Below are 18,308 nucleotides of genomic sequence, written 5' to 3' on the forward strand. Positions count from 1 at the left end.
TTTATGGTCCACGCTATGAGGTTTAGGGTATACACAGTTGGACGGCGAGAGTCAAGGAGTTCGACGCATGACGCAGCACGAGAGCCCGGACGAGCAGGGGACGGCCGTCGACGCCGACATGGCTCGTGTGCTCGACCTGCTGTGGAAGGAGCAGCCACGTCCTCGCCGCGGCCCCAAGCCGGCGCTCAGCCTGCCGAGGATCGTCGACGCCGCCGTCGGTATCGCCGACGCAGAAGGGCTGGCCGCCGTCTCCATGGCGCGGATCGCCGAGGAGCTCGGCTGCTCACCGATGGCCCTCTACCGGTACGTGGACTCGAAGGACGACCTGCTCGTCCTCATGACCGACACGGTCGCCCGCGACCTGCCCGACATGCCGACCGACCAGGGATGGCGCGTCGGGCTCGAGGCGTGGACCCGCGCGCAGATCCGCCTGGCCGTCGAGCGCCCCTGGTACCTGGACCTGCCGCTGACGGCGGCGCCGACCGGCCCGACCCGGCTGCGCTGGCTGGACCGCGGGTTCGCCATGCTGGCGGGCACCGGCCTGGGGTTCGGCGACAAGGTCCAGATCCTGGGCCTCGTCGCCCAGCACGTGCTCGGCGAGGCCCGCGTGCAGGTCGAGGCGCACCGGGCCGCCGTCCGCGCGGCACGCCTGCGCTCGGGCGTCGGCGACGACGTCCCGGAGTCCGAGATCGACCCCGCCCTCGTCGCCCAGCTGAACCCGTACGCCGACTTCGAGGAGCTGCTCGCCCGCCTCGCGGACCCCCAGGACTTCCCCGCGCTCTTCAGCGCGGCCGCCGAAGCGGCGCCCGACCTTTCACCCGGCGGCGCGGGCGAGCCGGTCGGCGACGCACCCGTGGACGACGACGCCGGTGTCGGCATCGAGATCCTGCTCGACGGCGTCGCGGCCTACATCGCCAAGCGCCAGGCGCAGCAGGGGACCTAGGAGCCCTCCTCCGGGACGTCGAGATCCGACAGGTCGGGCACGTCGATGTCCGGGATGTCCAGGTCGAAGGTGGGTGCGTCGAAGGTCGGGACGTCGAAGGTCGGGATATCGATGGGGTCGCGGTCCTCCCACTCCTCCATCCGCTCCTGGTTCTCCCGCAGGACGCAGGAGATCCGGGTGTAGCGCGAGCCGGCGCACGAGGTCGACCCGCCGGACCCCGGCGTCGCGACGTACCGCCCGTCGGCGTCGTGCTCGTTCGGCAGGACGGGAACGTGCGCGACGGCGAGCAGGCCCCCCGCACCGAGCACCATGGTCGTCAGGGCGAGGACCACCAGACCGACGGCGCTGCGCGCACGACGCCCGGCCCCCGCGGTGGCGGACTCGGCGCCCTCCCGCCGCAGGGCGGCGGCGAGCTCGTGCAGCTGCCAGATGCACAGGAGCAGCGGGAGCACCCACGCGACCGCGCCGAGAGCGGCGACGGGCAGCGCGTCCGGACGCGCTGCGCCCAGCACGGACGCCGCGCTGATGAGGGCGAGGAGTGCGACCAGCAGGCCCCGGAACACCGACGCCGTCCGGTACCCCCCGCGCAGCGCGGCGACGCGCGCGAGCCCGACCTCCGAGGTCCCGACGTACCCGGACTCACGGCCGTGCCGCAGCATGGTGCGGCGGAGCATGACCGACCCGGTCCCCGCCACGAGCAGGGCGAGCGCGAGGAGGACGAGGAGCCACCGGACGGCGACGGCGTCGCGCACCACGAGGAGGGCGACCAGCGCGAGGACCGCGGCGGCCCACCCCACGACCAGCCCGGTCGTGCCGAGACGACCGGGCCAGGTGCCGTCGAGCAGGCTGCGGCGCACCAGGGCACGGGGCACGTGCCGCAGCACCGACCACGACCGCAGCGCGGAGACGCCGAGCACCACCGCCAGGACCCCGGCCCAGATCACCAGGAAGCCGAGCATCGTGTCCCGCATGGTCCACGCCACCAGGAACGCGACGGCGGTGAGGACGGCGACCGCCGTGTCCATCGGGGCGAGCAGCCGCTGCCAGACGCGCAGGAACAGCACGTACCCGGCCTCGGCGTGCTCGGGGTTCTGCGAGAGGACCCCGACGAGCGCCCGGGAGTGCTGCCCGTCGTCGGTCGAGAGCTGGGCGTTCGCGTAGAGCAGGCCCTCGTGCTCCGGGGACGTCGCCAGGCCCTGCCGCACGAGCCCGCGGGCGCGGTCGCGCTCCCCGAGCCGGGCGTGGATCGACGCCGCGCCCAGCAGGCGGCTCGGGTTCTCCGGCTCGAGCTCGAGCGCCCGGCCGATCCGGTCCATCGCCAGCGCGCGGTCCGTGCGCCGCACCCGACCGCTCGTGAGCACGTCGGCGTGCTGCACGAGGGTCGCGGCGTCGTCGGGCTGGAGCTCGATCGCGCGTTCGACGGCGGCGCGCGCCTCGGTCAGCCGGCCGCGGTTCTGCAGCGCGACGGACAGCAGCACGTGGCCCTGCCCGTAGTCCGGGGAGCCCGCCACGACCTGCTCGAGGATCCGCTGCGCGTCCGCGGAGCGCTGCAGCCGCAGGTGCAGCCACCCCGACGTCAGGTGGAGGCGGAGGTCGTCCGGGTGCTCGGCCAGCGCGGCCTCGATCCCCTCGAGCGCCTGCTCGGGCCGACCGGCGTCGACCAGCATCTCGGCGCGGGTGACGTACCCGCCGACCGGGTCCTGCACGGGCCGGGGCGTGGAACCGGTCGTCACAGCATCCGGCGCGACCGCAGGTACGCCCCCAGCTCGTCGTAGCGCCCGTCGTTGTTGGCGAACGACACGACGTTGCGCGCGGAGTGGAGCCACGCCGTCGTCGACGGGCGCACCTCGGACAGGGCCGCCCGCACGTCGTCCATGGTGATCGGCCGGATCTCGCCGGAGGCGATCGAGTCCATCATCGCCTTCTCGGCGGCCGAGGCGCACAGGTGCTCCAGGTCGGCGCCGGAGAACCCGTCGGTCTGGTCCACGATCGTCGACAGCGAGATGCCCGCGATCGGTCGACCCTCGAGGTAGTGGCGCAGGATCGACTCGCGCGCCGGCGCGTCCGGCGGGAGCACGAGGACCATGCGGTCGAACCGGCCGGGGCGCAGCAGGGCGCTGTCGACGTCCCACGGGTGGTTCGTCGCGCCGAGCACGAACAGACCGTCGTTGTCGGACCCCATGCCGTCCATCTCCTGCAGGAGCTGGTTGACGACCGTCCGCATGCCCGACGACCCCGTGTACTGGGTCCGCTTGCCCCCGATCGCGTCGACCTCGTCGAGGAAGAGGACCGCAGGCGCCAGCTCCCGCGCGCGCTGGAAGAGGTTGTGCAGGTTCTGCTCGCTCTCCCCGATGTACTTGTCGAGGATGTCCGCGAGCGTCACCGTGAGGAACCGCGCGCCGAGCTCGCCGGCGACCGCGCGCGCCATGAACGTCTTGCCCGTCCCGGGGGGCCCGTAGAGCAGCAGCCCGCCACGCAAGGACTTGCCGAACGCCCGGGCGATCGACTGGTTGCGCATCGGCTCGAGGAACGCCTCGCGGATGCGCTTCTTCACGGACTCCAGGCCGCCGACGTCGTCCAGCGTGATCGTCTCGCGGGAGACCTCGAGCAGCCCGTCGGCCGAGGGAGCGTCGTCGCGGGCGGGGACGAGGAACGGCTCGTCGCGCGGTTCCGCGGGCGCGGCGTCCTCCACGAACGGTCGCGGCACATCGATGCCCATCTCCGCCTCCACCCGCTCCCAGTCGAAGCCCGGAGCGTCCGACGACGGCGCCTCCTCGGCGGGGACCGCGTCGTCCGCGGACGGGGTCGGGTCCTGGTGCGGTGACGAGGGCGGCGCCGGGGACGAGGCGGGGGGCGTCGTCGCCTCCGCGGTCGCGGGGGCCTGCGTCGTCAGCGCGGTCGCGGCCTCGGTGACGAGGGCGAGGGCGGCGCCGTTGGTGGGGTCCAGGCGCAGAGCGGTGCTGGCGTTCTCGAGCGCCTCGGCGGGGCGCTCGTGCAGGAGCAGGAGGCGGGCGTACTGGACGCGCAGGGGCGCGTCGTCGGGGGCTGCCTGCACGGCGACGGCCATGTGCTCCAGGACGTTCGACACGGAAGGGCTCCTCGGCTGGGCTGGACGTCGGGTGGCGTACCGGACAAGTCTGCACCGTCCGGGGCGCGACCCTGGCCGTGCACAGCCCGACCGGACATCGTGTCCGTCCACAGCGCAGCACGCGGGTGGTGCACCCTGTGGGTGATCTCCGCGAGAGTTGACCCGTGACGAACCCAGCAGAGCCCGTAGCCGCCGGCCCGCCTGACGCCAATCCGCCCGGCGCGCGCTGCTTCGGCGACGGGGACCCGCTGTACGCGGACTACCACGACACCGAGTGGGGAGTCCCGGTGCACGGCGAGGCCGCGCTGCTGGAACGCCTCGCGCTCGAGGGCTTCCAGTCGGGTCTGAGCTGGATCACGGTCCTGCGCAAGCGGCCCGCCTTCCGCGAGGTCTTCCGTGAGTTCGATCCCGTGCAGGTCGCGGCGTTCGAGGCGGACGACGTCGCGCGCCTCCTCGCTGACGCCCGCATCATCCGCAACCGGGCCAAGATCGAGGCGACGATCACCAACGCGCAGGCGGTCGTGCGGCTCCACGAGCAGGGCCGCACCCTCGACGAGCTGTTCTGGTCGTTCGCCCCCTCCCCCGACGAGCGCCCGCAGCGCCCGGCCACCTGGACGGACGTGCCTGGGTTCACATCCGCGTCCACCACGATGTCGAAGACGCTCAAGAAGGAAGGCTTCCGCTTCGTGGGCCCCACCACCGCGTACGCCGCGATGCAGGCGTGCGGGCTCGTCGACGACCACCTCACGACGTGCCCCGTCGTCCTCGCGCGGGAGACCTGAGCCGCTCCCGACGCGCGAGCCGTCGCCATCGTTGCGAGGGTGGACGGACCCGAACGACAACCCGGAACGAGGAGGACAGCAGATGACCACCGTCATCAAGACCGTCGACGTCCAGGTGCCCGTCCGCACTGCCTACGACCAGTGGACGCAGTTCGAGGAGTTCCCGCACTTCATGGAGGGCGTCGAGAAGGTCGTCCAGATCGACGACCGGCGCACGCACTGGTCCACGAAGATCGGGGGTGCAGAGCGCGCGTTCGACGCCGAGATCACGGAGCAGCACCCGGACGAGCGCGTGGCGTGGAAGAGCACGTCCGGACCGACGCACGCAGGGGTCGTCACGTTCCACCGCCTGAGCGACGCCGAGACGCGCGTGACCGTGCAGATGGACTGGGAGCCCGACGGGCTCGTGGAGAAGATCGGCAGCGCGCTCGACGTCGACGACCGCCGCGTCCAGGGCGACCTGGACCGCTTCAAGAAGTTCATCGAGTCGCGAGGCACCGAGACCGGTGCGTGGCGTGGCGACGTGAACTAGCGCGTGGACGCGGGGCGCACTCCCCGGCGCCTCGCGTCCCTCCCACCGGGCGGGTGCGATCATGGCGGCATGAGCGCCTACGTCTCCGCCCTCGATCTGTTCTCGATCGGCGTGGGGCCGTCCAGCTCGCACACGGTCGGCCCGATGCGCGCGGCGACCGCGTTCGTCACGGGGCTCGCCGAGCGTGGGGAGCTCTCGCGCGTCGCGGCCCTCCGGGTGGTGCTGTGCGGATCGCTCGGCGCGACGGGCATCGGGCACGGCACGCCCGACGCGGTCGTCGCCGGTCTGGTCGGGCTCGACCCCCGGACGTGCGATCCCGGCCGGCTGCCCGGCGGGTGGGAAAAGCTGGGCGACGGCACCCCGGTGGACCTGCTCGGCGAGCACCGCATCACGCTGACCAGCTCCGACGTGCGCCTCGCCCCGCTCACGCACCTCCCGGGGCACCCCAACGGCATGCGCTTCACCGCTCTCGACGCCGCCGGCACGACGATCTCCGAAGTCGTCTCCTACTCCGTCGGCGGCGGCTTCGTCCTCACCGCCGACGAGCTCGCGGCCGCCGCGGCCGACGAGGCCGCACAGGTCGCCGCCGAGCTCGCGGGCGAGGCGATCGACCCCGCTACCGAGCCGACGGGCGTCCCGTACCCGTTCGCGAACGCGGCCGAACTGCTCGCGACCTGCGAGCGCCACGGCCTGACGATCGCCGAGGCGGCGTGGGCGAACGAGACGGCGCTGCGTCCGGCGGTCGAGGTCGGTGCCGGGCTCGACACGATCTGGCAGGCGATGAGCGCGTGCGTGGATGCCGGGCTCCAGCGCGAGGGGGTGCTGCCCGGACGGCTGAAGGTCCGGCGTCGTGCACGCGCCCAGCGGGAACGGCTGGAGGCCGCGCAGGCGCAGGGGGTGGACACGACCATCGAGTGGCTGCAGGCCTTCGCGATGGCCGTCAACGAGGAGAACGCCGACGGTCGCCGCGTGGTGACGGCGCCAACGAACGGGGCGGCCGGGATCATCCCGGCGGTCGGGCGCCACGTGCTGCGCACGCGCCCGGAGCTTGCCGATGCGGGCCGGGCGGAGACCGCGATGCGCACGTACCTGCTGACGGCGGCGGCGATCGGCGCCCTCTACAAGCGCAACGCGTCGATCTCGGGCGCGGAGGCGGGCTGCCAGGGCGAGGTGGGCTCGGCGTGCTCGATGGCGGCGGCAGGAGTCTGCGCGGTGCTCGGCGGGACGCCCGCGCAGGTGGAGAACGCGGCCGAGATCGCGATGGAGCACAACCTGGGGCTGACGTGCGACCCCGTCGGCGGGCTCGTGCAGGTGCCGTGCATCGAGCGCAACGCCATCGCGGCGTGCACGGCGGTGTCCGCGGCGCGCCTGGCCCTGCAGGGCGACGGGTCGCACGTCGTGTCCCTGGACACCGTCATCGAGACGATGCGCCAGACGGGCGTCGACATGTCGACCAAGTACAAGGAGACCTCGACGGGCGGCCTGGCGGTCAACGTCGTCGAGTGCTGAGGCGGAGCGCCCGCGAAGTAGAACCCCTGTCGCCCAGGTAGTACCGAGGTAACGCACTGGGGTTCTCTCTCGGCGACAGGGGTTCTATGTCGGGTGGTCTGGCGCGGCGGGGGTGGGAGTCCTACCGTGAACCATGGGCTCACTCACCCCAGGCTTCCACGGCCGGCCTCGCCCGCAGGGCGTCGCCCTCCCGCCGGGTCAGTACGTCACCGAGGACTTCCCGGTGCTGTCCGCGGGCCCCACCCCGCGCGTCGACACCGCGACCTGGCAGCTCGACGTCGTCACCGAGACCGGCGCGACGCACTCCTGGTCGTGGGCCGACCTCATGCGGCTCGACCAGGAGGAGCCGACGGTCGACCTGCACTGCGTCACCCGGTGGTCGAAGTTCGGCACCTCGTGGCGCGGGGTGTCCCTCGACACGCTGCTGGCCGACGTCGCGTCGGCGGCGGACTTCGCGCTCGTCGGGGCGTACGGCGGGTACACGACGAACCTCCCGCTGGCCGACCTGCTCGGCGGCAAGGCGTGGATCGTGCACACGTACGACGGCGCGCCGCTCCATCCCGTGCACGGCGGCCCCGCGCGGCTCCTCGTCCCGCACCTGTACCTGTGGAAGTCCGCGAAGTGGGTGCGCTCGATCCGTCTGATGGTGCAGGACTCCCCCGGGTTCTGGGAGCAGCTCGGCTACCACGACTACGGCGACCCGTGGCGCGAGCAGCGCTACCAGGGCGACTGAGGGCGACCGGAAGGTGGCCACATGACGAGCACCTCCGCCCGCCTGGGCGGCCGCGTCGGGGTGCGCCCGGGCTGGCAGGTCGCGACCCTCGTCGACGCGTGGGCGGAGAGCCCGAGCGCCCGCACCCTCGTCCTGGACGTCCCCGGCTGGCCGGGCCACGCACCGGGCCAGCACGTGGACCTGCGCCTGACGGCGCCGGACGGCTACACCGCCGAGCGCAGCTACTCGATCGCGTCCGCCGCGTCGCCCGGCACCGCTTCCTCCGTCGGGCCCGAGACCGTGCCCGACGCCGGACCCACCCGTGTCGAGCTCACCGTCCAGCGCGTGCCGGGCGGGGAGGTCTCGACGTACCTCGCGGACGCGTTCGCCGTCGGCGACACGATCGAGGTCCGCGGCCCGGTGGGCGGCTGGTTCGTCTGGCACCCGACCGGCACGACCGGGCCCCTCGACCCGGCGCCCGTGCTGCTCCTGGCGGGGGGATCCGGCGTCGTGCCCCTGACCGCGATGATCCGGGCCCGCCGCGCCGCGGGCAGCCGGGTGCCGTTCCGGCTCCTGTACTCGGTGCGGCGGCCGGAGGACCGGCTGTACACGCGGGAGCTGGGCGTCCCGCACCCCGGGGACGACGGCGTCGACGTGACCGTCCTGTACACGCGGTCCGCACCGCTCGACGCGCGTCGTGAACCGGGCCGGATGACGCCCGCCGACCTCGCGGCGTGGGGGTGGCCGGCCGAGCTGGGCCCGGCCTGCTTCGTGTGCGGGCCGACGGGCTTCGTCGAGGCGGCGGCGACGATGCTGCTGGCGCTCGGGCACGAGCCCGCACGGATCAAGACCGAGCGGTTCGGCCCGGCCGGGGACTGAGCCGACCACCGGGCCGGAGACTGGAGGGCATCATGCAGGACACGACGGGTGCGCAGACGCACGAGGACGGCAACGCCCTCGCGGGACCGCTGAGCGCGGTGTTCGCCCACGACATGACGACCGCCGTCGGACGCTGCCTGAGCTGTGCCGCCGAGCGCCCGTTGGCGGAGGTGAGCGTGTGGTCGCACGGCCCCGGGCTCGTCGCGCGCTGCCCCGGGTGCGACGCGGTGCTGCTGCGCCTCGTGCGCACACCGCGCGGCTCGTGGCTCGACATGACCGGACTCAGCCGCGTCCTGCTGCCCGTCTGACGCCCGCGCAGGCCCGGCGGATCAGCTCGTCCCGCCGGCTCACTCGTCGGGCACCGCCTCGTGGCCCGGGCGCCCGGCGGTCCGCCGCTCCTGCTTCATCCGCGCCTCGAACAGGTGCCGGACGCCGCCCGCGAGCTCGTCGCGGACGGCCCGCTCGTGCTCGCGGAAGACCGACCAGTACCCGTCGTCGTACTCCTCGACCACCTGGAACGTCCACCGGCCGGCGAGCACGTTGCGGCCGACGAGGTCCGTCTCGAGCCGGTCGGCGAGCTCCGCGTGCCCGGCTGCTCGTAGCTGGTCGACGGCGTCCCCGAGCTCCAGGTCCGCCTTGCCGGTGAGCTGGTGGAACGCGTAGAGGTGCCCGCGAGCGCGCTCGACGGACTCGAGAGCCGCGCTGAGCGCGCCCAGGGCGTCGACGGTCGCGGTCGAGACGTCGTCAGGTGTGCGGTGCGCGGGGTCCGGGAGGTCTCCGTCCATTCCCCGACCGTAGGCGCCGACGCGCCGCCTCGCAGGGGCTCAGTGCTCGAACCGCCAGCGCATGGCGACGTACTGGTCCCCGCGACCGAACCCGAAGACCGTGACCGGCCGCACGCCGAACACCAGCGCCCGGCCGCCCGCCTCGTTCCAGAACGCGCCGTCGCGCACGTCGAAGTGCCAGCCGTACTTGCAGCGCCACCGCTCGGCCAGCCGGCGCAGCGCGACGTCGTCGGTCACCGTCCGCGCGGTGCCCTCCACGACGACGTCGAGCCCCTCGTCCAGGAGGTTCGTCCCGGTGGTGAGCACCACCTGCGGGTTGGCCTCGAGGTTGCGGGCCTTGCGCTCGGCGTCGCCCGTGCAGAAGTAGAGCGTGCCGTCCGCCGCGACCGTCATCAACGGGGTCACGTGCGGTCGACCGTCCGGCCGCACGGTCGACAGCCAGGAGATCTCCGCGGTCTCCAGCACCCGGCGGGCCTGCTCCCAGCCGAGGGGCGCCGCCCCGGGCGAGCTGAACTCCGTGAGCACGGTGTCGACGGGCTCGTCCCCGGCGGCGCCCGCCCTCTCGTCCGTGGTCGTCGTCATGTCGGCCTCTCCCTCGTCGTCCGTCCGTCTCATCCGTCTCGTCGTCCGGCAGACCGGTCCCGGACCATGAACTCATCGCCCGCGTGCGAGCCGTTCCTCGCGTGCGAGAGTGAGAGGACCCTCGACGACCGGACGGAGCCCATGCCCCCCTCTCCCGCTGACGCCCCCGAGAACGCGGCCCCCGAGCGATCGCAGTCCCAGCGCCCGCACCGGGCGGCGAGGATCGAGGACCGGGTGCGCGCCGTCGTCTCCCGCGTGCTGCGCGCTCGCGGGTGGACACCGCGCGTCGACCCGTTCACGGGCTACGGCACGACCCGGCACGTACGGGTGCTCGCCCGGGTGCTGCTGACCAGCCCGGACCACGACCCCGCGCGGGCCCTCGACCGCCGCGGCTGGCGCACCTTCCTGTCGGCACCCGCGCCGGGCGAGACGGTGCGTGTGCAAGTCGGGGAGACGGTGGTGGACGCCGTGAGCGACCGCGGCGGCTACCTCGACACGACGGTCGAGACGGACCTCGAGGCCGGGTGGCACGAGGCGACGCTGCGGCCGTCGACGGGCACCACGGTCGCGGCGCCGATCCTCGTCGTCGGCGAGGGCCGACGGCTCGGGGTCGTCTCGGACATCGACGACACGGTCATGGTCACGACGGTGCCCCGGCTGTTCCTCGCGGCGTGGAACACGTTCGTGCGCCACACGAGCGCACGGGTCGCGGTGCCGGGCATGGCGGTGCTCTACCGCGCGATCGCTGACGCCCACCCAGGCACGCCGTTCGTCTACCTGTCGACGGGCGCGTGGAACACGTCGGCGAACCTGCAGAGGTTCCTCGAGCGCACCGGCCTCCCGCCGGGGCCGCTCCTGCTCACCGACTGGGGCCCGAGCAACAGCGGCTGGTTCCGTAGCGGTCCCGAGCACAAGCGCACCTCCCTGGACCGGCTGTTCCGCGAGCTGCCCGAGGTCGACTGGCTCCTCATCGGCGACGACGGGCAACGGGACCCGGAGATCTACGCCCGGTCGGCTCGCCGGGACACGGACCGCGTGGTCGCGGTCGCGATCCGCGAGCTGACCCCCGCACAGCAGGTGCTCGCGCACGGGACGCCGACGCCCGGCGTGCCCGGCGCGGAGCTCGGAGGTGAACCCCTGCCCGTCCCCGTGGCCGCCGGGCCCGACGGCGTCGCCCTCGCGCGCTCCCTGCGGGACGTGCTGCGCGAGGGCGACACCCGCACCGGTCAGCCGGCGCCCGGGTAGGCCACCGTGGCCGCGCTGACGACCTCCTCACCGTCCCGCTCACCGGTCACGGTCACGGTCACCTCGCCCGCAGGCACCGGCGACGTGCGCGTCGAGAACGACTGGTAGGCGTTCGCGCCCGGCCGGACGTCCGTGAACGTCCGCGCGCCGTACGGCGTCGCGACGGTCACGTCGACCGGCGACGCCTCCTCGTTGACGACGCGCACCGCGAGGTATGAGCGCCCGGCGATCGACCGCACGTGCGCCTCCGCGGAGAACGCGAGGTCGACGGTGCCGCCGTCGTCGACGAGCGCGCCCTGCCAGTCCGTGAGGTCGTCGAGCTTCGCCCCGAGCAGCGCGCGGTCGCCCACCGCTGAGGACAGGTAGTCCACGAGGGCGCGGGCGCCACCGAGGATCTGGACCGCCGTCGCGGGGTCGCCCGCGTCCGCGGCGGCCTGTGCGCTGTCGAGCAGGGACGAGATCGCGCCGGCGATCGCTGCGTCACCCATGGCGGACGTGTCGAGATCGGCCAGCACGCCGTCCACCTCGGAGAACGTCACGCAGTTTCCGCCGCCCTCGACCACGCCGGCGGTCCACTCGATGCCGGCGAGGACGTGCTGACGGAACAGCGGGTCGGCCCACGAGGCGTCCGTGTGGCCCGCGCCCTCGTACCAGGAGCGCCCGCCCTCGAAGTTGTGGCACCACGCGATGGGGTGGTCCTCCCCCATCGCATTGTTCCCCGGGTTGTAGGTCGACTCGTCGAGCGTGAGCAGCACGTGCACGTCGGCGCGGGGGTTGGTCGTGTAGTTGTACCACTCGTCGAAGCGTTCCCAGGCGGTCGGGAGGAACTCGGTCGACGGGTGCGCGGGGCTCTCGACGCGCATCGTGGCCGTCTGCTGCTGCGGGTGGCTCACGAACCGTGCACCGCCGCCGGTCAGCTGGCTGTACCAGGGCACGGTGTGCATCGTGTCGGTCGCCGCGTGGATCCCGACGAAGCCGCCACCGCCACGGATGTAGCCCTGGAAAGCGGCCAGCTCGTCGTCGTCGAGCAGGCGCGGCGTCGCCGGGTTGAGCGAGTTCGTGTTGTCCACCGGCGACACGAAGAGGATCGCGGCGTACTGCGACAGGTCCTCCGCGCTCGTGAACGGGGTGGTGTCCATCGTCAGGTCCGGCTGGCCGGGAGACCCCGGGCCCCACCACCCCGCCGAGCTGTTCGGCGGGTCCCACACGTCGACGGTGAAGCCGTTCTCCGCGCCCATCTCGATGACGGCCAACGTCGTGTCGTCGATGTGGGAGTGCCGGAACCCGAGCGTCTTGCCCACGACGAGGACGCGGTAGTCCTCGGCCGCGGCGGTGACGGTCGTCGGCAGGGCGGTCACGGACGCCGGTACGGCAGGTTCTGCGCTCGCCGCCGGCCCGACGAGGGCGACGGAGGCGGCGACGAACGGGACGGCCGCGACAGCAGCTGTCCGCCGAATGATCTTTCCGCTGAACAAATCCATGTGCATCTCTTCCTGGTCGACTCGTCCTCGAGAACCGGAGCCGGGAGACGTCCCGGCGGCAGGCACCGCCCACGCGCGCACGACCCCGTGCAGGCGCGAAGCAGTCGCCTCCGAGTTTTCGCGACACCCAGGTCAAAGTCAAGGAACTGTCGGCGAAAGCCGCGCCCGGCGCGCCTTTCGCGAGAGGTCTCGCGGACGGGCTACGTCAGACCGCGAGCTCCTGGCCGCTGAGCCGGTGGATCGAGGCCATGACCTCGTCCGTGAGCTCCCGGCGCGCCTGGGCGGGCCTGGCGCCGGAGGTGATCTGGCGTGCGGGGTCGATCGGCGTCCCGAAGTGGACGGTCACCCGGTGGATGCGCGGCAGGCGCGCCCCGACCGGCTGCACCTTGTCGGTGCCGCAGACCGCGACCGGCACCACCGGTGCGTGGCCGGCGAGCGCGAGCCAGGCGACGCCCGTGCGGCCCTTGTGCAGCCGGCCGTCGCGCGAGCGCGTCCCCTCGGGGTAGATGCCGAAGGCCCCGCCCCGCTGCAGCACGTCGAGCGCGTCCTCCAGGGACCGCTGCCCCGCGCGCGGGTCGTCGCGCTCGACCGGGATGTGGCCGAGGGTCGTGAAGAACCACCGCGAGACGCGACCGCGCAGCCCCGTACCGGTGAAGTACTCGGCCTTGGCGAGGAACGTCACGTGCCGCGGGGAGACGATCGGGATGAGCAGCGAGTCGATGAACGACAGGTGGTTGCTCGCCAGGATGACGGGTCCGCGCCGCGGGATGTTGTTCAGCCCGGTCACCCGTGGCCGCAGCAGTGCGAACGCCAGGAGCGACAGGATGAGCTTCAGCACCCGGTAGGTCATCCGTCCATTGTGCACGCTGCGCCCTGCACGTCCGTGCAGCGGGAGGCCCCCGCGACGCTCCGCGGACCCGTCAGCCGGCCACCAGCCGCCGCGCCGCCGCCGAGTGCTCCGCGACGAGGGCACCGAGGTCGAGGCCCGGGACCTGCCCGTCCACCACACGCCACCGGCCGCCGACCATCACCCGGTCTGCGCGGTCCGCACCGCACAGCAGCAGCGCCGCGACGGGGTCGTGCGCCCCGGAGAACCGCAGCTCGTCCAGGCGGAACATCGCCAGGTCCGCCTGCGCGCCGACCGCGATCCGGCCGATGTCGTCGCGCCCGAGCGCCCGCGCCCCACCACGCGTCGCCCAACCGAGCGCACGCCGCACACCGAGACCCGCCCCGTACTTCAGCCGCTGCAGGTAGAGCGCCTGCCGGGCCTCGAGGATCATCGTCGAGGCGTCGTTCGACGCCGATCCGTCCACACCCAGCCCGACGGGCGCGCCCGCGTCCTCGAGCTCCACCGCCCGCGCGATCCCGGACGCGAGCCGCATGTTCGACGTCGGGCAGTGCGCGACGCCGGTCCCCGCCGCCCCGAGGCGGCGCACCTCGTCGTCGTCCAGGTGGATGGCGTGGCCCAGCCACGTGCGGTCGGTCAGCCACCCCACGGACTCGAGGTAGTCGACCGTCCGCATCCCGAAGCGCTCACGGCAGAAGTCCTCCTCGTCGATCGTCTCGGCGAGGTGGGTGTGCAGGCGCACGTCGAGCTCGGCCGCGAGCGCCGCGCTCTCGCGCATCGCGTCGGTCGTCACGGAGAACGGTGAGCACGGGGCGAGCGCGACCTGCACCTGGGCGCCCGCACCGCGCTCGTGGTGCGCATCGACGAGCCGCCGGCTGTCCTCGAGGATCACGTCGAGGCTCTGCACGACGGACTGGGGCGGCAGGCCGCCGTCGTCCTGGCCCAGGGTCATCGACCCACGGGTGAGCATCGCGCGCATCCCCAGGCGCCGCACGACGTCGACCTGGATGTCGATCGCGTCGTCGAGCCCTGCGGGGAAGACGTAGTGGTGGTCGGCGGCGGTCGTGCAGCCCGAGAGCAGGAGCTCGGCGAGCGCGACCGTCGTGGCGAGCTCGTGGTCGCGCGGCGTCAGGCGGGCCCAGACCGGGTAGAGGTTCTGCAGCCAGGGGAAGAGCTCGGCGTCGGCGACCGGCCCCCAGGCGCGCGTGAGGGTCTGGTAGAAGTGGTGGTGCGTGTTGACCAGGCCGGGCGTCACGACGTGCTGGGACGCGTCGAACGTCTCGTCGACCGGGGTCGCGGGGGCGCCGCCAGCGGGGACGAGCTCGGCGATGGCACCGTCGGCGACGACGATCCCGCGGCGCGCGTCGGCGGCGGGGACGTCGTCGGCGGTGAAGAGGTCGAGCGGGTCGCGGATCCAGAGGCGGGTCATGGCCGCCTCAGCCGGCGGCCGGCTCGGCGGCGAGCAGGACCTCTGCGGCACGGCGCGCCTGGCGGGCGGCATCGGCGTCGCGCATGATCGCGGCGGTGGTCTGCGCCCCCTCGGCCAGCAGCACGACCTGCAGCGCGACGGCGTCGGGCAGGCCCGCCTCCCGGACCAGCCGGAGCACGTGGCGCCGGAAGGCGTCCTTGTGCTCGAACACGGCGTCCGCGATGCGGGGGGACGTCGCGCCGAGCTCACCGAACGAGTTGATGAAGGCGCACCCGCGGAAGCCGTCCTCGCGGAACCACGCGTCGAGGAAGTCGAAGACGGCGAGGATCCGGTCCCGCGGGTCCGACGCCGCGGCGGCGGCACGCTCGACCCCGTCCGTCCACTCCCGCGTGCGGCCCGCGAGGACCGCGACGACGAGGTCCTCCTTGGACGGGAAGAGCGCGTAGATGCGCTTGAGCGAGATCCCGGCCTCGGCCCGTACCGCGTCCATGCCGACCGCCTGGATCCCTCGGGCGTAGAAGAGTCGGTCCGCGGCGGTTACCACGGCCTCACGTGCGCCCGCGTCGTCGAGCATCGTTCACCTCTCGTCCATCGCTTCCACTTGCCAAGAGAACCAACGTTCTCTACTGTAGCAACCACGAGAGAGAACGACCGTTCTCTCCGCTCGATCCCGAAGGAGCACGACCATGGGCTACATCACCGTCGGCCAGGAGAACAGCACCGACATCGAGCTGTACTACGAGGACCACGGCTCCGGTCAGCCGGTCGTCCTCATCCACGGGTACCCGCTCGACGGGAACAGCTGGGAGCTCCAGGCACGCGAGCTGCTCGCCGCGGGCTACCGCGTCGTGACCTACGACCGCCGCGGCTTCGGCGCGTCGAGCAAGGTCGGCACGGGCTACGACTACGACACGTTCGCGCAGGACCTCGACACCGTGCTCGAGACCCTCGACCTGCGCGACGTCATCCTGGTGGGCTTCTCCATGGGCACCGGCGAGCTCGCGCGGTACGTGAAGAACCACGGCCACGAGCGCGTCGCGAAGCTCGCGTTCCTCGCGTCGCTCGAGCCGTTCCTCGTCCAGCGCGACGACAACCCCGAGGGCGTGCCGCAGTCGGTGTTCGACGGGATCGCCGACGCCGCCCGCTCGGACCGGTACGCCTGGTTCACACAGTTCTACGCGAACTTCTACAACCTCGACGAGAACCTGGGCTCACGCATCAGCGACGAGGTCGTGCGGGCGAACTGGAACACCGCGGTGGGCTCGGCGCCCGTCGCCGCGTACGCGGTCGTCCCCTCATGGATCGAGGACTTCCGGGACGACGTCGAGGCCGTCCGCGCCGCGGGCAAGCCGACGTTCATCCTCCACGGCACGAAGGACAACATCCTGCCGATCGACGCCACGGGCCGCCGCTTCCACGCCGCCGTCCCCGACGCCGAGTACGTCGAGGTCGAGGGCGCGCCTCACGGTCTGCTGTGGACGCACGCCGACGAGGTCAACGCCGCGCTGCTCGCGTTCGTCGGCCGCTGAGCCCCTCCGTGCCAGGGTGACGAGGGGTGGTCGGCGCGGGCGCTCCGCGGGCGTCAGACGATCTTCGGGAACGTCAGGAGGAGCCCGATGCCTGCGACCAGGAGCGCGGTACCCGCGCCGACCATCCCCCACGACGCCCGCTCCGAGCGGAACCGCCCGGCGAACGCACCGAAGAACAGCACGAGCGCGAAGAGCACGGTGACGAGCGTGTAGTCGTCGCCGCGCTGGTTGTTCACCAGGGCCTGCGCGAAGTAGGCGTCGGCCCGCGCGTCCGCCTCGGCCGCCTCGACCTCCCCTGGCGGGACGTAGGAGTCGAGAGCGAACGGGCTCGGTGCGGCGTCGGGGTTCTGCAGCGGGCGCGACGCGAGCCACTCGTCGAACGCGGGCTCGAAGTGCGGCGTGAACCTGTCCCGCGCGAAGTCCTCGAGCTCGGCGTTCCCGTCGGCGACTCCCTCGAGGTACAGGCTGAACACCTGGAGGTCGATCGCGCGGGCGGCGAGGGCCTTGGTCGACTCGGTCGACGCCTCGATGCGCTGGGTCGACGCGCGCGAGAAGGCGATGGACATCTCGCCGCCCCACTTGCTGGACTCGAACCCGCTCCACGCCGTCAGCACCGCTGTCACGGACAGCAGCACCACCGTGACGGTCTCGCGCAACGACCGTCTGCCCCGCCCCGCGCTCTCGTCGGCCACGGCAGCACGCTAGCCCCCTCGGCAGGATGCCGCGCGGCGAGCCGATCCGACGCCTGCGCAGGGCGGGCGACGACCCGCCGGTCGCTCAGCGGCCGGACGTCGTGACCATGTAGTCGTCAGCCTCCGGGTCCCAGCGCAGCCGCGCCACGCCGTCGGCCTGCGCGGCCTTGCAGAACTGCAGGAACCCGCCGAAACCGAGCGCCTTCTCGCTGAACGCCGGCTGCTGCTGGCGGAGCTGGTTCTTCAGGCCCGAGAGCGCGACCGCGCCGCCCGCGTCCTCGATGACGGTGCGCAGGAGCGAGAACGCCTGCGCGAGGTCGCCCTGCTCGGGCAGCGAGACCTCGGGGTCGCCTGCGGCAGGGCCGTCCGCGAGCTCGACGACGCCCTGCTCCGCGAGGTGCCGCAGCGCCTGGCCGAACCCGCGGAAGCCGTACGCGGCCTCGCTGAACGTGGGGTCCTTGCGCAGGAGCGTGCGCTTGAGCAACGAGGCCGTGACGGCGCCGTTGGTCGACGACTGCAGGTCGGAGAGCGTCTGGGCGACCCGTACCTCGAGCGTGGGCTTCTCGACCTCGCGCTCCTCGGGCGCCTCCTGGGGCTCGGGAGCCGGCTCGGGTACGGGCGCCGGGTCGGCAGGGCGGTCCTTGTCCTGCCCGACGGCGGGCGCGGGCTCGGGCGCCGCAGCCGGCTCCGGCGCGGGGGCAGCAGGGGCGCCGCCGCGGGACCGGCCACGGCGGGGGTTGGCGGCGCGCGCGCGGTGCTCGACCGGCTCGTCGGGGACGTCGACGCCCTCGAGCCGCTCGTAGAAGAGGAACTCGTCGCACGCGGGCGGCAGGAGCCGGGACGTCGAGTTCTCGACGCCGACCCCGATCACGCGCTTGTTGAGCTCGCGCAGCTTGTGGACGAGCGGGGTGAAGTCGCTGTCCCCCGTGCACATGACGAACGTCGAGATGTAGTCGCGCTCGAACGCCATCTCGATCGCGTCGACGACCATCTTGATGTCCGCGGCGTTCTTGCGCGAGGCGCCCATGCGCTGCGGCATCTCGATGAGCTCGACCTGGTGACGGGTCAGTGCGCGGCGGTCCTCGTCGAAGTAGGACCAGTCCGCGTAGGCGCGGCGGACGACGACCCGGCCGCGGACGGCGAGGGCGTCAGCGATGGGACCGAAGTCGAACGCCATCCCCCCGAGGTGCTCCCGCGCACCGAGCGCGAGGTTGTCGTAGTCGAGGAAGACGGCCAGGCGCTCTTCGGGATCCATACCGCCAGCCTAGGTCCC

19 protein-coding genes are annotated in these 18,308 nt (G+C 73.1%); 9 read left to right on the forward strand and 10 right to left on the reverse strand.

The window, feature by feature from the left end; translation table 11 throughout:
• The first annotated feature begins 67 nt into the window (after positions 1 to 67).
• Complete coding sequence (locus OHL10_RS11255; RefSeq protein ID WP_265522311.1) at positions 68 to 943, forward strand: TetR/AcrR family transcriptional regulator; 876 nt, start codon at positions 68 to 70, stop codon at positions 941 to 943.
• Here the strand turns inward: OHL10_RS11255 and OHL10_RS11260 are convergent.
• Both OHL10_RS11260 and OHL10_RS11265 read right to left on the reverse strand, forming a co-directional pair.
• The gene (locus tag OHL10_RS11260) at positions 940 to 2,676 is read right to left on the reverse strand and encodes a tetratricopeptide repeat protein (RefSeq protein ID WP_265522312.1); all 1,737 of its coding nucleotides are present in this window, start codon (positions 2,674 to 2,676) and stop codon (positions 940 to 942) included. The two genes, OHL10_RS11255 and OHL10_RS11260, sit on opposite strands and share 4 nt — an antisense overlap.
• The gene (locus OHL10_RS11265) at positions 2,673 to 4,031 is read right to left on the reverse strand and encodes an ATP-binding protein (RefSeq protein ID WP_265522313.1); all 1,359 of its coding nucleotides are present in this window, start codon (positions 4,029 to 4,031) and stop codon (positions 2,673 to 2,675) included. Before OHL10_RS11265 ends, OHL10_RS11260 begins: the two co-directional genes overlap by 4 nt.
• A gap of 164 nt (positions 4,032 to 4,195) precedes the next feature.
• Here OHL10_RS11265 and OHL10_RS11270 point away from each other — a divergent pair, with 164 nt between their 5' ends.
• From OHL10_RS11270 to OHL10_RS11295, 6 genes are all read left to right on the forward strand, one after another.
• Positions 4,196 to 4,813, forward strand: a complete 618-nt coding sequence (locus OHL10_RS11270; RefSeq protein ID WP_322645549.1) for a DNA-3-methyladenine glycosylase I — start codon at positions 4,196 to 4,198, stop codon at positions 4,811 to 4,813.
• A gap of 82 nt (positions 4,814 to 4,895) precedes the next feature.
• Positions 4,896 to 5,345 (forward strand): SRPBCC family protein, encoded by a 450-nt coding sequence (locus OHL10_RS11275; RefSeq protein ID WP_265522314.1) that lies wholly within the window; start codon positions 4,896 to 4,898, stop codon positions 5,343 to 5,345.
• A 69-nt stretch (positions 5,346 to 5,414) separates the two neighbouring features.
• Positions 5,415 to 6,854 carry an L-serine ammonia-lyase gene (locus OHL10_RS11280; RefSeq protein WP_265522315.1) on the forward strand — a complete coding sequence of 480 codons (1,440 nt, stop codon included), beginning with the start codon at positions 5,415 to 5,417 and terminating at the stop codon, positions 6,852 to 6,854.
• Between the two features lie 133 nt (positions 6,855 to 6,987).
• Positions 6,988 to 7,587, forward strand: a complete 600-nt coding sequence (locus OHL10_RS11285; protein WP_265522316.1) for a sulfite oxidase-like oxidoreductase — start codon at positions 6,988 to 6,990, stop codon at positions 7,585 to 7,587.
• 21 nt (positions 7,588 to 7,608) lie between these two features.
• The gene (locus tag OHL10_RS11290; protein ID WP_265522317.1) at positions 7,609 to 8,445 is read left to right on the forward strand and encodes a ferredoxin reductase; all 837 of its coding nucleotides are present in this window, start codon (positions 7,609 to 7,611) and stop codon (positions 8,443 to 8,445) included.
• 32 nt (positions 8,446 to 8,477) lie between these two features.
• Positions 8,478 to 8,753 (forward strand): DUF6510 family protein, encoded by a 276-nt coding sequence (locus OHL10_RS11295; RefSeq protein WP_265522318.1) that lies wholly within the window; start codon positions 8,478 to 8,480, stop codon positions 8,751 to 8,753.
• Positions 8,754 to 8,792: 39 nt separating this feature from the next.
• Here the strand turns inward: OHL10_RS11295 and OHL10_RS11300 are convergent, their stop codons facing one another.
• Positions 8,793 to 9,230 carry a hypothetical protein gene (locus OHL10_RS11300; protein WP_265522319.1) on the reverse strand — a complete coding sequence of 146 codons (438 nt, stop codon included), beginning with the start codon at positions 9,228 to 9,230 and terminating at the stop codon, positions 8,793 to 8,795.
• Between the two features lie 39 nt (positions 9,231 to 9,269).
• On the reverse strand, positions 9,270 to 9,812 hold the full coding sequence (locus OHL10_RS11305; protein ID WP_265522320.1) for a pyridoxamine 5'-phosphate oxidase family protein: 543 nt from the start codon (positions 9,810 to 9,812) through the stop codon (positions 9,270 to 9,272).
• Positions 9,813 to 9,953: 141 nt separating this feature from the next.
• Here OHL10_RS11305 and OHL10_RS11310 point away from each other — a divergent pair, with 141 nt between their 5' ends.
• The gene (locus OHL10_RS11310; RefSeq protein WP_265522321.1) at positions 9,954 to 11,057 is read left to right on the forward strand and encodes an App1 family protein phosphatidate phosphatase; all 1,104 of its coding nucleotides are present in this window, start codon (positions 9,954 to 9,956) and stop codon (positions 11,055 to 11,057) included.
• On the opposite strand, the gene OHL10_RS11315 is transcribed toward OHL10_RS11310, so the two are convergent.
• The 4 genes from OHL10_RS11315 to OHL10_RS11330 all read right to left on the reverse strand — a co-directional run bounded on the left by OHL10_RS11315 (position 11,039) and on the right by OHL10_RS11330 (position 15,388).
• Positions 11,039 to 12,538, reverse strand: a complete 1,500-nt coding sequence (locus tag OHL10_RS11315; protein ID WP_265522322.1) for a ThuA domain-containing protein — start codon at positions 12,536 to 12,538, stop codon at positions 11,039 to 11,041. The two genes, OHL10_RS11310 and OHL10_RS11315, sit on opposite strands and share 19 nt — an antisense overlap.
• Before the next feature lie 205 nt (positions 12,539 to 12,743).
• Complete coding sequence (locus OHL10_RS11320; protein WP_265522323.1) at positions 12,744 to 13,388, reverse strand: lysophospholipid acyltransferase family protein; 645 nt, start codon at positions 13,386 to 13,388, stop codon at positions 12,744 to 12,746.
• Positions 13,389 to 13,458: 70 nt separating this feature from the next.
• On the reverse strand, positions 13,459 to 14,814 hold the full coding sequence (locus OHL10_RS11325) for an 8-oxoguanine deaminase (RefSeq protein WP_265522324.1): 1,356 nt from the start codon (positions 14,812 to 14,814) through the stop codon (positions 13,459 to 13,461).
• Positions 14,815 to 14,821: 7 nt separating this feature from the next.
• A complete protein-coding gene (locus tag OHL10_RS11330) occupies positions 14,822 to 15,388 on the reverse strand; it encodes a TetR/AcrR family transcriptional regulator (protein WP_265522325.1) in 567 nt (188 codons plus the stop codon).
• Between the two features lie 112 nt (positions 15,389 to 15,500).
• On the opposite strand from OHL10_RS11330, the gene OHL10_RS11335 reads away from it, so the two are divergent.
• Positions 15,501 to 16,343 (forward strand): alpha/beta fold hydrolase, encoded by an 843-nt coding sequence (locus tag OHL10_RS11335; protein ID WP_265522326.1) that lies wholly within the window; start codon positions 15,501 to 15,503, stop codon positions 16,341 to 16,343.
• A 53-nt stretch (positions 16,344 to 16,396) separates the two neighbouring features.
• On the opposite strand, the gene OHL10_RS11340 is transcribed toward OHL10_RS11335, so the two are convergent.
• Positions 16,397 to 17,035 carry a hypothetical protein gene (locus OHL10_RS11340; RefSeq protein ID WP_265522327.1) on the reverse strand — a complete coding sequence of 213 codons (639 nt, stop codon included), beginning with the start codon at positions 17,033 to 17,035 and terminating at the stop codon, positions 16,397 to 16,399.
• 85 nt (positions 17,036 to 17,120) lie between these two features.
• On the reverse strand, positions 17,121 to 18,290 hold the full coding sequence (locus OHL10_RS11345; protein WP_265522328.1) for an NYN domain-containing protein: 1,170 nt from the start codon (positions 18,288 to 18,290) through the stop codon (positions 17,121 to 17,123).
• Positions 18,291 to 18,308: the final 18 nt, after the last annotated feature.

Origin of the sequence: Oerskovia flava, assembly GCF_026163685.1 — a bacterium.
Classification (GTDB): Bacteria; Actinomycetota; Actinomycetes; order Actinomycetales; family Cellulomonadaceae; genus Oerskovia_A; species Oerskovia_A flava.